The sequence below is a fragment of the Bacteriovorax sp. As-1 genome (assembly GCF_058446905.1).
In genome coordinates, this window is record NZ_CP184341.1 from 2658171 (window position 1) to 2671657 (window position 13487).

General features: G+C 41.7%; 12 protein-coding genes. 6 read left to right on the forward strand and 6 right to left on the reverse strand.

The window, feature by feature from the left end; translation table 11 throughout:
* Genes ACN20O_RS13520 through ACN20O_RS13530 form a run of 3 tightly spaced genes read left to right on the forward strand, consistent with a single transcriptional unit; the run spans nucleotide 1 to nucleotide 3028 of the window.
* Nucleotides 1-1086 carry an AI-2E family transporter gene (locus tag ACN20O_RS13520; protein WP_491634453.1) on the forward strand — a complete coding sequence of 362 codons (1086 nt, stop codon included), beginning with the start codon at nucleotides 1-3 and terminating at the stop codon, nucleotides 1084-1086.
* Nucleotides 1083-1760 (forward strand): TVP38/TMEM64 family protein, encoded by a 678-nt coding sequence (locus ACN20O_RS13525; RefSeq protein WP_491634454.1) that lies wholly within the window; start codon nucleotides 1083-1085, stop codon nucleotides 1758-1760. The genes ACN20O_RS13520 and ACN20O_RS13525 overlap by 4 nt, the downstream gene beginning before the upstream one ends.
* Nucleotides 1757-3028 (forward strand): NAD(P)/FAD-dependent oxidoreductase, encoded by a 1272-nt coding sequence (locus tag ACN20O_RS13530; RefSeq protein ID WP_491634455.1) that lies wholly within the window; start codon nucleotides 1757-1759, stop codon nucleotides 3026-3028. Before ACN20O_RS13525 ends, ACN20O_RS13530 begins: the two co-directional genes overlap by 4 nt.
* Before the next feature lie 7 nt (nucleotides 3029-3035).
* Here ACN20O_RS13530 and ACN20O_RS13535 read toward each other — a convergent pair whose 3' ends face one another.
* Nucleotides 3036-4256 carry an MFS transporter gene (locus ACN20O_RS13535; RefSeq protein WP_491634456.1) on the reverse strand — a complete coding sequence of 407 codons (1221 nt, stop codon included), beginning with the start codon at nucleotides 4254-4256 and terminating at the stop codon, nucleotides 3036-3038.
* A 6-nt stretch (nucleotides 4257-4262) separates the two neighbouring features.
* Nucleotides 4263-5330, reverse strand: a complete 1068-nt coding sequence (locus tag ACN20O_RS13540) for an NADH:flavin oxidoreductase/NADH oxidase (RefSeq protein ID WP_491634457.1) — start codon at nucleotides 5328-5330, stop codon at nucleotides 4263-4265.
* A gap of 98 nt (nucleotides 5331-5428) precedes the next feature.
* Here ACN20O_RS13540 and ACN20O_RS13545 point away from each other — a divergent pair, with 98 nt between their 5' ends.
* Nucleotides 5429-6325 (forward strand): LysR family transcriptional regulator, encoded by an 897-nt coding sequence (locus tag ACN20O_RS13545; RefSeq protein ID WP_491634458.1) that lies wholly within the window; start codon nucleotides 5429-5431, stop codon nucleotides 6323-6325.
* Here the strand turns inward: ACN20O_RS13545 and ACN20O_RS13550 are convergent.
* Nucleotides 6322-6990: a Dph6-related ATP pyrophosphatase gene (locus ACN20O_RS13550; RefSeq protein ID WP_491634459.1), complete on the reverse strand. Its 669-nt coding sequence runs from the start codon at nucleotides 6988-6990 to the stop codon at nucleotides 6322-6324. The genes ACN20O_RS13545 and ACN20O_RS13550 overlap by 4 nt on opposite strands.
* A gap of 83 nt (nucleotides 6991-7073) precedes the next feature.
* Here ACN20O_RS13550 and ACN20O_RS13555 point away from each other — a divergent pair, with 83 nt between their 5' ends.
* Nucleotides 7074-7958, forward strand: a complete 885-nt coding sequence (locus ACN20O_RS13555; protein WP_491634460.1) for an NIF family HAD-type phosphatase — start codon at nucleotides 7074-7076, stop codon at nucleotides 7956-7958.
* Here the strand turns inward: ACN20O_RS13555 and ACN20O_RS13560 are convergent.
* Nucleotides 7953-9344, reverse strand: a complete 1392-nt coding sequence (locus ACN20O_RS13560; protein ID WP_491634461.1) for a clostripain-related cysteine peptidase — start codon at nucleotides 9342-9344, stop codon at nucleotides 7953-7955. The two genes, ACN20O_RS13555 and ACN20O_RS13560, sit on opposite strands and share 6 nt — an antisense overlap.
* Nucleotides 9319-10662, reverse strand: coding sequence for a hypothetical protein (locus tag ACN20O_RS13565; RefSeq protein ID WP_491634462.1), 1344 nt, complete (start codon nucleotides 10660-10662; stop codon nucleotides 9319-9321). Before ACN20O_RS13565 ends, ACN20O_RS13560 begins: the two co-directional genes overlap by 26 nt.
* A gap of 110 nt (nucleotides 10663-10772) precedes the next feature.
* Between ACN20O_RS13565 and ACN20O_RS13570 the strand changes: the two genes are divergently transcribed.
* On the forward strand, nucleotides 10773-12452 hold the full coding sequence (locus ACN20O_RS13570) for an ATP-binding protein (protein ID WP_491634463.1): 1680 nt from the start codon (nucleotides 10773-10775) through the stop codon (nucleotides 12450-12452).
* Here the strand turns inward: ACN20O_RS13570 and rlmN are convergent, their stop codons facing one another.
* The gene (gene rlmN / locus ACN20O_RS13575; protein ID WP_491634464.1) at nucleotides 12453-13487 is read right to left on the reverse strand and encodes a dual-specificity RNA methyltransferase RlmN; all 1035 of its coding nucleotides are present in this window, start codon (nucleotides 13485-13487) and stop codon (nucleotides 12453-12455) included.

The window sequence follows — 13487 nt, forward strand, 5'->3', positions numbered from 1 at the left end:
ATGAGTAATGGATTTCACGAAATGTTTTTTAAGAACTTCTTTAAACTGGCCACAGCTTTTATTATTGCTGTTGGTTTTCTTTATGTTTTAAGTCCGTTCATCATTGCTTTTTTCTTTGGTGGGATGCTGGCCCTGGCCTTGAGTCCATTCGTGGCCAAGTTCATGAAGAAATATAGCTGGAGTAAAAAGAAAGCTCTTAATATCGTAAGCGCCGCTTTGTTTTTCCTTATCGCAGTTCCTTTTGGAATCTTCTTTATGAGAGGAGCAAGAATCATTTCTGAGTTCTTTACGAAGCAATCTCTCTCAACAATCACTCAGACAACTCAAGAAAACGTGTATAAGTTTATTGATCAACTGGCGGTGAGCAATCACCTGGAAAGTGAGATGGTGAAGGAGAAGTTTAATACTTTTATCACGACAGCTGGGACATTTATTTTTAAAACATTCAGTGACATGATCACACAAATCCCGGATTTATTGCTTGGGGTTTTAGTTATGAATCTGTCGTTTTATTTTTTCCTTTTAAAAGAGGATGAAATCAGAGAAGTGTTTGACCGCTATTATTATTTTACAAAAGATCACTCAAACCGTTTTATCAACGTTTTGAAATCAAGTTGCCGTGAAGTTTTTCTTTCAAACGTTATCACTGGAATTCTTCAGTCGACGATTATTTCATTGGGAGCACTGGCATGTGGTCTTGGTGATTTTTATATTGTTTTCTTTTTAACATTTATCATTTCATTTATTCCGGTTATTGGCGCTGCACCGATGGCCTTTGCTTTGGCCATTATTGCTTTCCTGGAAAAGCGCACCGGAGCGGGGATTGTGATGGCGATCATCGGGACATTTGCCGGAGTCGCAGATAATTTAGTTAGACCTTATTTGGTAAGTCTTGGTGAGGTTGAAGTTCCGGCCTTTATTGGATTTCTTGCTGTTATTGGTGGGGTTTATGTCTTAGGTCTTCCGGGACTTTTCGTCGGGCCTTTGTTGGCTTCACTGGTGTATGGAGCTCTTCCGATTATTGTTGAAGAGTATTTCCCGCCAAAAGAAAACAGAATCATTGAATCATCAGACGAGAACGTGTGAAAAAACCTCTCGTCTTTGTTGTTTCGATAGTCGGACTTATTTTCTTATTAAAGTACCTGGTGCCAGAACTTGAAATGCTAGATAGCCTGGCCTCTATTAAGAGTTATCACGACCGCTGGTTGGAGATTTACCAGCAGGCACCACTTAAGATTCTTTCAATCTTTTTTCTTTTTAACATAGTGATGGCCGCTCTTCCTATTCCGGGAATTTCGATGATCAGCTTCATCGGTGGAATGCTTTTTGGTTTCACTAAAGGCGCGCTGTTGTCGTCTATTGCAACGGCCGTAGGAAATCTTGTCGGTTTTCTTATAGCTCGTTACTTTCTTCAAGAATGGATTTTAAAACGCTATGGCGAAAACGCCAGAATCTTCAAAGAAGAATGGCAGAGTGAAGGAACTATGGCACTTTTGTCGTTCAGACTTTTTCCTTTTATTCCTTCTTTTGTTGCTAATCTTATTATGGGCGTTTCTAATCTTCATTGGTGGACATTTTTCTGGGCGAGTTGGGTAGGACGCATTCCTATGGTTGTAGTCTACACTTGGGCCGGAGTTCAATTTGCCAAAATAGAAGGATTGGAGGATATTTTAAGTCCAAAGGTTGCATTGGCCTTTATCATCCTGGCCCTGCTTCCTTGGGGATTTAAATTGATAAAATCATACCGGGATAAAAAATGAAAAAAAGAGTGGTGATTGTTGGTGGAGGATTTGGTGGTTTAAAAGCAGCAAAAGTTCTGGCCGATTACCCTGATCTCGTAGAAGTCACTCTCGTCGATAAAAGAAATTATCATTTATTCCAACCTCTCTTATACCAAGTCGCGACGGCCGGCCTTTCTCCTGCAGACATTGCGATGCCAATCAGGAATGTTCTCTCTGATGCAAAAAATGTCACTGTCTATTTAGAAGAAATTAAATCCGTTAACATTGCTCACAACTCTCTCGAGACGACAGGAGTCTCAGCTAAATATGATTATTTAATTCTTGCGTGTGGAGCGACACACAGCTATTTCGGCAAAGACCATTGGGAGGAATTTGCTCCCGGGTTAAAAACATTAGAGATGGCTACTGAAATCAGAAGGCGCATGCTAATGGCCTTTGAGATGGCCGAAAAAGAAGCGGATGAAAATATCAAATTAGAATGGCTGACATTTGTCGTAGTGGGCGCCGGACCAACAGGTGTTGAAATGGCCGGAGCGATTTCAGAAATTGCCCGCCAGACAATGGAAGCTGATTTTAGAAATATAGATCCCAATAAAACCAGAGTTATTTTAGTTGAAGCAGGACCTAAAGTTCTGGCGAGCTTTAATGAAGAGCTTTCTCTTGATGCTAAAAAAGATTTACAAAATCTTGGTGTTGAAATCATGAACCAAACAATGGTGACTGATATCAATGCGACTGGTGTCGCACTAAAGCTTCCAGATGGGAAAGAAGAAAGAATAAAATCTCGCACTGTTGTGTGGGCAGCAGGAGTTAAGCCTTCAGCGATTAACTCAACTCTGGGCGTACCACTGGACCGCGCTGGAAGAATCATTGTCACTAAAAATTTATCGCTTGAAGCTGCACCAAATGTTTTTGTTATTGGTGACCAGGCACACTTTGAAGAAGAAGGCGGGCGCGTCCTGCCGGGACTGGCACCTGTGGCCATTCAAATGGGCGCGCATTCCGCAAAAAATATCATCCGTTTGATTAAAGGTGAGAAGGCTCGTGAGTTTAAGTATCTTGATAAAGGGCAGATGGCGACGATTGGAAGAAAGCTTGCTGTGATGGAATTTAAAGGATTAAAAGCGCGCGGAACATTTGCCTGGTTAGCATGGCTTTTTGTTCACATTTATTACCTTATTGGTTTTAAAAACCGCCTGTTCGTTCTTATGCAATGGACCTGGTCGTACCTCACTTTTTCAAGAGGGGCACGACTGATTACAAAGAAGAATTGGCAAGATAGTTAGATGAAACTTAGGCCTTAGAAAGAATATACTCGTTAATGCTTGGAGCTTTTTTGTAAAAAATAAAGGCCCCAACTAAACAGATGGCTCCGTTAATTAATAAAGCAGAGTGCAGTCCTAAGTGTTCAGCAGAGAAACCCATCAATAAACTGCCAAATGGGGCAATCCCTAAAAGGGCCACGTTAAAGAAACTCATCACGCGTCCGCGTTTATCATCATCGACAGTGCTTTGAATCATCGTGTTGCTTGAAGCTAGCTGAAGCATCATCGACATACCTGTTGTAAAAACGCTAAAGAGAATGAATTGAAAGTGTTCCAGTTGAGAAAGAATCATCAGGAAAAGCCCGAAAGCAATACCCGCGATACCAACAATGCGGGCAAGTGTTGGAGCTCCTCGACGGTTACTTAGGTAAAGAGCACTTATAAGTGAGCCGACCCCCACACAGCTTGAGATCCATCCTAAAGCAGTCGCCCCAGCATTAGGAACTTTTGCCGCAATCGCTGGGAAAAAAATCGTATAAGGAATTCCAAAGAAGCTGATAAATGTTAAAAAGAAAATCACAGCGCGAAGGTGTTCGTTTTTAAAGATTGCCTCGTAGCCAACTTTTAAGTTAGAAAAAATCTTTCTCGGGTTAAAGGCCGGTGGAATGTAAGGAGAGACTTTTACGTTTAAGAGTGCGATTAAAACGGCAATGTAGCTGACGCCGTTAATAAGAAAGCACATTCCTTCACCGACAATGGCAATCATTGCTCCGGCAATCGCTGGGCCTAAAAGTCTGGTTAAATTGATAACCGAAGAGTTGATAGCAATGGCGTTTGGTAAATCTTTTTTTGAACCAACCATTTGAACAACGAAGGCCTGTCTGGTGGTCATATCAAAAGCGTTGATTGTACCAAGTGTGAAGTCGAGGATAATTAAGTGGGCGAGTGTCACGTGTCCGGTGAAAGTTAAACCAGCAAGCAATAAGGCCTGAACGGCCGCGAGAGCTTGAGTCCAGATCAGAAGTTTATGTCGATCCACGTGATCGACGATGACTCCGGCAAAAAGTCCAAAGACGAACATGGGAAGCTGAGCGGAGAAGCCGGCAAACCCCAGCCACATAGGAGAATTGGTGAGTTTGTAAATCATCCAGCTCATCGCCAATTGCTGCATAGAAGTCCCTATGAGGGAAATAAATTGTCCACCGATATAGATTCTGAAGTTCTTATTTTCTAGAGCGGGAAAGTTCATTGGTTCCTATTTATAGGCCCTCGCATACTGTGGAGGCACCTGTGCTTTTTCGCCAAAGTGAAGAGCTGCACGAATCGGCCAATTCGGGTCGCGGAGTAGTTCGCGTGCAAGTAAGATCACATCAGCTTTTTTTGTATTTAAAATGTCTTCGGCCTGATCGAAGTCTGTGATGAGTCCTACGGCTCCTGTGGCAATTCCTGTCTGTGCTTTTACTTGTTCAGCAAACGGAGTTTGATATCCTGGAGTCAGAGGAATTTTAGCTCCGGAAACATTTCCTCCTGTCGAGACATCAATCAAGTCGATACCTATTTTCTTTAGTTCATTCACATAGACAATACTATCTTCGATGCTCCATCCATCATCTGTCCAGTCAGTTGCAGAAATGCGGAAAAAAACCGGAAGGTGAGCAGGCCAGACGTCGCGTAGAGCTTGGGCCACCATCAGTGGAAAGCGCATTCTATTTTCCAGTGATCCTCCGAACTCATCTGTTCGTTTATTAGAAAGTGGAGAGAGAAATTGATGCATTAAATAGCCGTGAGCTGAGTGCCCTTCAATAATTTCAAACCCTGCTTCGAGAGCGAGGCGGGCAGAGTGTTTAAAGCTCTCTACCAGTTCATGGATTTCTTTAACTGAAAGTGCTTTAGGAGTGGCGTAGCGTTCAGAAAAAGCAATCGCACTTGGGCCGACAACTTCCCATCCACCTTCGTTAAGTTCTAAAAGTCTCTCACCATTGAATGGATTACTCATTGAAGCTTTTCTTCCAGCGTGAGCAAGTTGGATAGCAGGAATGGAACCTTGAGATTTAATAAACGTTGTGATGGGTTTTAAAGCGAGCATTTGGGCCTGGTTATAAAGAGCAAGGCAGCTTTCAGAAATTCTTCCTTCTGCGACAACTCCTGTTGCTTCAACGATCACAACAGCAGCTCCACCGCAAGCGCGTGCGCCGAGGTGAACCAGGTGCCAGTCATTAGCGATGCCATTAACGGCCGAATACATACACATTGGAGAAACAACGATGCGGTTTTTTAAAGTCAGCTCGCGAAGTTTTAGAGGTGATAAAAGTGTTGCGGTCATTATTAGCTCCTTAAGTTAGTCTCTCCATAACAATAATCCAATTCTAAATTGTGGACAATAGCCATTGGCATTGATTTAATGTTAACCAGAGGTTGACAATGATTTTGAAAGATATCAATCAGATTCGCTCGTTTATTGCCATCTACCAGACCAAGAGTCTGACTAAGGCAGCAAAAAAGATGGGAATGTCCAAGGCCGCGATGGCCAAAAGATTGGGCCTTTTAGAATCTGAGATGGGGTATAGCCTTTTTCGCAGAAGCACTCGTCAGATTGTTCCGACCCCCGAAGCCGATAGGATTTTTATTGAGGCTCAACGCTTGCTTGACCACGTTCAGGAATTTGAAGCGACCTTTGGTAAAGACGATGCCATGAAGGGGCTTATCAGAGTGACATGTTCGATTACTATGGCCCAGGATATTCTTGCCAGCGTGCTCAACGACTTTCAACTTAAACACCCCGAACTCACGATCGAACTTGTGGCCACTGATAGCATGCTTGATATGATTGAAAATAATATTGATCTCGCCATCAGGATCAATCCTGGAGAAAACTCTTCTTTTCAGGGGCGCAAGATTGGCCAGCATAGAATGGTCATGGTCGCTTCTTCTGAGTATTTAAAGAAGTACAAGAAGATCAGACAGCTGGAAGATTTAAAAGGCCACCGCGTTCTTTTTATCAACTCTCACGGTGAGTACCAGTTCAAGTCAAACAAGATGAAAATTAAAGCGTTCACTAAACCCCGCGATTTTCTCACTAATGACCCGGGGGTTTTAACCAAGCTTGCGGTCGATGGAATGGGGATCGCGATCAGACCTCTATGGAACGTTATTGAATTGGTCAATAACAATAAACTCGAACTCATTTTAAAAAATGAAATCATCAATCCAGTAGGAGATGTGTGGCTGCTTTCCTCTGTGGGAAAAAGACAAACTCATCGTGTGCGTGTGCTTTTTGATGAACTCGTTGAAACGCTGGCGCCGTTTTTTGAAAATTAGGGTTCTTTGATCAGCGTGACAAGGTAAGGGCCTTCTTGCACAGCGATTGCCTTAGAGAAGCCTACACGCATCTTAAAGCTCGGTCCAAAAATGACAAAAGTATGAAACTCGCCATTTTCGCCAGCAGGATCAATTCCTTCCGGAAGCCTTTCAATAAATTTTTCGTTGAACTCACAAGCTAAAAATTCATCGCTTAGTTTTTCAGTCATAACAGCAGAGACTAAAGCTTTGTGTCCAGTGGTCAGGAATTTTTTTGTGATATCTAAAGTTGAACGCCCCCATAGAGGGAAGAGTCCTTTCATGCCAAGGTCAGCGAGCATTTTTTCTTTAAAGGTGCGTACCTCTTCAAGATTGATGTCACCAAAGGCCACGGTTTTAATTCCGCGCTTTGCAAACATCGCCAGGATGTAACTGACTTGTGAAATATACTCTTCGTTGGTGGCATCTGTTGGAAGAAAGATTCTTTGCAGTGGAAGTTTAAGCATTTTTGCCTGCTCAACGACCATGACATCCGGGATTCCATGAAAAGGCACACGGTTTTGATCACGGTTAAAAGTTGTCACTAGACCAACGACTTCAAAGGCAGGGTTGGTTTGTAGTTCATGTAGGGCAAGAGCACTGTCCTTGCCGCCGCTCCAGAATAATAAGACTTTTTCTTTTTCCATGAGGGGGATTATCCCATATTTAAAGCGTTTTGTTGACCAAAAAAGACGGTTTATTAAATCGTTGGGATTCCGATAAGTTTGGGATGAAATGGAGCTCTGTTTTCACATTTATTTTCTGCCTTTTTCTGCTTTTCTCATGCGCTCATGAGGAGTTTAGAATTCCTGCTCAGGAAAGCGCGAAGGTGCGCCATGTGGTTTTTGATATCGACTGGACGATTGTCACTGAAGTGACAAGAGAGTCGGCCAAGACATCAAAGAATAAACGCATCATCGAAGTGCAGGGGAAACATTATTACATCAACGACGGGTTAGAAGAGTTTGTGAACGAGATTCTCTCTCATCCGGAAATGAAAGTGTCTTTCTATAGCGGTGGGAAAAAAACAAGAAACGAAGAGCTGCTTTCAAAAATCAAACTTAAAAATGGCAAGAGCTTTAAAGATATCGCTTATAAAATTTTAAATAATGAAGACCTGATTGATGTACCGGGTGCACTTCCTGAATGGCGCTTTTCAGAGAAACACAAAAAGGACCTCTCGAAAGTCTCAAAGGATTTGAGTGAGTTAATCATGTTTGATGACACTGCTCATTTTGTTTTTGAAGGAAAAGAGCTGCAAAGCAATCACGTCTTTTTTATCGGCACGGCCTTTGAGTATTTTGATAATTTTGAAGAGGCACGCAATCTTTCAGGGGATTACATTCCAAAATCCTATGAAGAATGGCTCCTGAATCAAAAGAAACTAATGGTCCTGCAGGGAGCCTTTAAAGAGGCCTATCAGGAAGCAGTGGACGGCAAGATGAGTTTTGCCGAAGCGATGAAGCAAAAAGAAGAGCTTTTAAATTTAAAAGACCATTACTGGAATGAACATTCCAGACGCTATTTTAAAATGATGGGAGGGAAAGCTCCTGTGCAGGTTAAACTTCCATCCAATGATTGTTTCCAGGGGATGAGAGTGATCATGGGGCTATAATTTTAGCCAGCCGACCGCTTGATTGAATTCCAATTCAAAGTAATCCATTGAAGGAGCAGAGTTAAAAAGCGCGATATTCACGCCAGTGTACTTTTCTGCTTTTGATCCCACTTTTTGAGTGTAGGCACTGTAAACCAAGAAGCTTCCGGCAGCTTTTTTTGTTTGTGGCACTTCAACAACATCCAAAGAGCGAGTGATAGTTAAAGCTTCACTGATTAGTTTGCCCTTAGAATCCAGAAAGTAATAATCAAATGAGTTCACACCTGGAGCAAAAGGAGAAACCGTCGTACTGGCACCATCGAATTTTTTAATCGGCCACTCTTGTGAACGAGGGCCTGCGATAAACGCTTTAGTGTTCAGAATCTCTTTAAAGAGAGGATTATCCAGGTATTCGGCCTTATATCCATTTTCCCAGTTGTTAAAACCAAAAACCATTTGAGCACCAGGAGCTGGAGCTTCAATCTTAATGCGAGGATTGGTTTTTAATTTTTTAACAGATTCGATATTTAAGAGACGAATCAGTTTAGTCAGTTCCTGATCAATGGCCTGGTCTTTTATCGTCAGGCGCAGTTCTATCAGAAGGCTTCCTAAGTCCACTAAGGAATTTTCATCCATGGCATATTTCTTAGCTAATTTATTTTTTAGCGCTGATTGCTCTGATGCTGGAAGTTTGGCAATGATGGCCGAAACTTTCTTGAAAGCGCCGACGAAAGTTTCAAGTTCAGCATTATCAATCACGCTGATTGTCGCCGAACTTGTGCTAACGGCGTCTCTTTGTTTGCCGTCTTTTAAATAAGAATAAGAATCGATAAAACTTTTCGCCAGCATTAGTGCACCACTTTCCGCTGTTGCACTTAGTGGAAGATCACTTAGTGATTCAAAAGGAAGACCTGAGCTGAATTCTGCTTCTTCTGAAGCGATAGAGTAGGCAGAAGCTCCTCTTAACTCATAAAGGAACTCGATATTAGAAAGGAAACAGGCATCAAACCAAGTGATGTCGAGTTTCATTTTTAAGTCTTTTAAAAGAGATTTTAATTCAGACACCGGCATATCGCGCAGACCTTCTGGTCCTTGTCCGTGGCCATAAATGACTAAAGCTTTTTTTGACTTTGGGTCTTTGAAGCTGTTTTTTAAGAAAGAGATGATCTTTGCTTTTGAAGGTCTGCTTTCCTTTTCACGATATGCTGACACGTTTAAATAAGCAGAGGTCTTGATGCGGGAGATTTCTTTAAGGTTGGCCTCAACATCTGCCTGGTACTCTTCATTTTCCCGGGCACCGAGAAAAACAGTCGCCACTTCCCACTTGGTTTCTGCAAAAAGATTTGCAGAAACCAGAGTAAGAAAGAGTGCAAAAAATAAATTACTTAATTTGTTTTGGAGCTTCATTGTCTTCGTCACCGTTGATGCCGAAAAGGTTATCTGAATCAATTTGTTTTGCTAACGTCTGGTAGCTTACGAATCCGTTTCCAGATTGAGCGTACCCAAGAGCTTTTTCAAAAGCGATGGCCATCGCTTTGTTTGAATCAGGCATTACGTGGAAGTAAGTTGATAATCCGTTTGTAAAGATATCAAGCTTCTTTGTTCCTTTTGGATCTTTTGTCGTCGCTTTTCTATCGAAGTACTGAGTGTTGTAGTACTTGTATGATGTACAACTATCGAAGAAAAAGATCTGGTATTTTTTAGTATTAAACTTAATGCCTTCACCAAGATTTGCTTCGATTGATTCAAGGTCTAGGTGTCCTCCAAGTCCAGAGTGACCGCCGTAAATCATAACTGAAGAGTTTTCAATAGCGTCTTTATAGAACCAGTGGAATGCTAGTGAATCTTCATCGATTGCCGATGGACCAAAGAAGAAGCGGTAAACGATGTTTCCTTTTGATATTGTTTCAACATAAGGTGCAGCGCCGTTTTTAGTTTTTGCGACTTTGTTGATTTCTGTCGCTGTCCATTTTTTCGCAGTATAACCTTTACCAATCAAGTACTCTCTGAAGTCACGGTAGTTCTCAGCGTTGATGTCACCACTGTTAAGCGGGTTTCTTCCTTTAGAGTTATCATCCATTCCAAAAAGCACGTGGATATTGATGTTCCCGTTTGCATCAGGAAGATTGTGGTATTCGGGGTAAGTTAGCTTCGTATTTTCAAAACGTGCAACTTTTGCTTTTACAATAGTGTAGTCTTTGTCTTTTTTAAGTTTACAGCCATCATTGTACGGGTTCCAGAAGTACCAGAAGTCTCCTTCTGACTGGTAGTGGTCGTCTGTACAAGGGTTGTGCTCACCTACGAAACCAGCAGCGTAGATTTTTGCCGGGTTAATCGCAAGAATGATGTCGTAAGTATCCTTTGGACCATTTTCTAAAACAACAGTCCCTTCGTATGTGTAGCCAATTTGATAGGCCGATCCTTTTTTGCCTAGTAACTGGACGTTTGAAATAGTGTGATCACCTTTAGGTACAGATGTGTATTGAGCAACTGACATAGGTCCAATCGTGTGTTCAATCTGGGATTCAATCACTCTGTTCATTGTTCTTGCGCTTGGAGCTTTCGTTCCTTCATACTCAACAACTCCATTAAATGTCAGAACGGCTTCAGTTGAGTTTGATCCGACGTAGAGCTTTTTCTCATTTTTTCTCTGCATAGAAGCTGAGAATGCCGAGCTTGTAAGTAAAGCGGTGACAGAGGTCGCTAATAATAGTTTATTAAACATATTTTACTCCTGATTTCAAAGTTGGACGACTATACCAAGGATAAAAAAAAATTGGTTGATCCTGTAATTTCTACATAGACAAAAATCCGGCTTGAACTAGTATTATTGATATGACTTCTCTCTCTAGCCTGATCGAAAATCCTAAAAACAGCCGGTTTTTACTGGTCTCTTGTTTATTCTCACTGCTCCTTTTGGGGGGATTTGTTTACGAAAGCCATAATTCATACGTGGTCGAAACACACAAAGCTGAGACAGAAACTGAAAACTTAAGCCGGGTTCTTCAGGAGCATATTGATAGTTCATTTCAATCGACGGATCTTGTCCTTCTTGAACTTCAGCACGTTCTTCAGAGGGCAAAGTCTGAAGGGGAGAAATTTCCAAACAGTTTTTTCAACAGACTGTTTTTGGAAAGAAGGCTGAGGCTCCCGCAAGTAAGAAGTTTTAAGGCCATCGATAAAAATGGTAACTATATCGTAGATGATGGTGGCGTTCAAAATTATCACAACGTGAATGACAGGGAGTATTTTCAGTTTCTAAAAAATAACCCGACAGTGGAAATGCATATTTCCAAGCCAGTATTGAGTAAGACTAATCACATCTGGGTGGTGATTGTCGCCAGAAAGTTAGTCGATAACAATGGAGACTTCGACGGATTAGTTATAGGTTCAATTCCTCTGTCTTATTTCAAAGAACAGTTTGAGAAGCTTGACCTGGGGAAAGAGGGGCTCATTGGTCTTTTTAATATTGACTTGATTACCTACGTGCGCATCCCATGGAATGAAAATCAGGTCGGTAAGATTATCCCAGCAAGTGAGCGTTATAAAAAATTTATCCATAACGAAAGTAATTCACTTACAGTTGACTCAGTCTCTAACGTTGATGGTGTACGCAGGGTTTTAACGGTAAGAAAACTTTATCATTATCCTTATGTCGTTTCTGTCGGGCTTTCAATGGAACAAGTTTTAAAAGAGTGGAAGAAGCGCACGATTATTTATCTTGTTTTTCTGCTCGTTGTAGTGGTTGGATTTGGTTCATTCCTTTTTGCCTATTTGTGGTCCCAATCAGAACTGGAAGCTCAAAGACAACAGGCGATTCAGGCTTCGAAGCTCTCTTCTCTTGGCGAGATGGCCAGTGGTGTGGCCCATGAGATCAATAACCCTCTGACTATTATTTCAGCTCTGGCGACGAGGACAAAGAAGAATCTCAATGACTCAAGTGTCCCTCTGGCAAAAAATGTGGAAAACCTTGACCGGATTATTTCGACAGTGGATCGCATCGCTAAAATTATTCGTGGGCTTCGTGCCTTTTCCCGCGATTCAAGTGGGGATGTATTTGCGAAAAAACGTGTCACTGATATTGTTGAGATGACTCTCGAACTGTGCCAGGAAAAGTTTCGCGACAATGGTATCGAAATTAAGCAGGATATATCTCCAAATACAGAAATTGAATGTCGTGAAGTGCAAATCGTCCAGGTATTGGTGAATCTTCTAAACAATTCATTGGATGCTGTTCAATCGCTCCCAGTGAAATGGGTAAAAATCTCAGCGGAGGATAGAGAAGGCGCTGTCGCCATTAGCGTCACTGACAGTGGGTTGGGGATTAAGGAAGAAGTGGTCGAGCAGATGATGCTGCCTTTTTATACGACTAAAGAAATTGGCAAGGGCACAGGGCTTGGACTCTCTATTTCTAAAGGGATTATCGAGGCCCATGAAGGGAAATTCTACTACCGCCGCGAGGATGGTCACACGAGTTTTGTGATTGAACTCAAAAAGAACCTGAAAAACTCTTAATTACATTTTAGACTTTAATTGGCCGCAAGCTGCAAGGATGTCACTTCCTTTGGTTGTTCTCACCATTGTGCGGAGTTTGCGTTCAACCAACATCTCTTTAAAACCCTCTACTTTTTCTGTTGAGGGGCGTTTGTAAGAACTTCCGGGAAAAGGATTAAATGGAATGATGTTGATAATAGCGGGGCGATTGCCCAGAAGTCTTTTAAGTTCATCAGCATCTTCTTTGCGGTCGTTGAGTTCATCAATTAAAAGGTATTCGTAAGTGACGAACTGTCTTTTCATCAGATCCAGTTCATCTAAGGCACCTAGGATCTCTTCCAGAGGATAGTGTTGATTGATTGGGATAAGCTCTTTTCTGACTTCGTTAAAAGGCGAGTGAAGAGAAAGAGCGATATTGATTTTAGGAAAATCGGCAAGCTTCTTCATACCTGGTAAAAAACCAGCTGTCGAAAGAGTCATCTGGCGAGGTCCTACGCCTAAACCTAATGGCTCCATAAAAATGTTTATAGCTCTTAAAACCTCTTCGCTGTTATGAAGGGGTTCACCTTGTCCCATAAATACGATATTGGGCGATACGGGCTTTTGCCCCAGCTCCTCTCTCAGGTAGTTTGCTGCGACTACATATTGACCGACGATTTCACTGCTTTTTAAATGGCGCGAGAGCCCCATTGTCCCGGTGTAACAGAAACTGCATTTCATGGCACATCCGACTTGAGAAGAAAGGCATACTGTAAAGCGCTTGTGAAAAGGGATTAAAACAGTTTCCACTGTTTTTTGGTCATGAAAACCCATGAGAAACTTAATCGTTCCGTCCGGAGATTTAGAAACTTGTTTAATCTCAGGAAGAGAAAAAGAGAAATTGCCTTCGAGAACACTCAATAATTTTTCTGAAATCGTTTTGGTTCTTTTATTTTTTTTGTATAAGTTCTGTAAAATGATTGGGGCTAATTCCAGAGAGAAATCATTGGCACTTAAAAAACTTTTAAGATCTTCTTGAGTTAATGCATAGATTGAATTTTCTTTTAAGAGACCCAT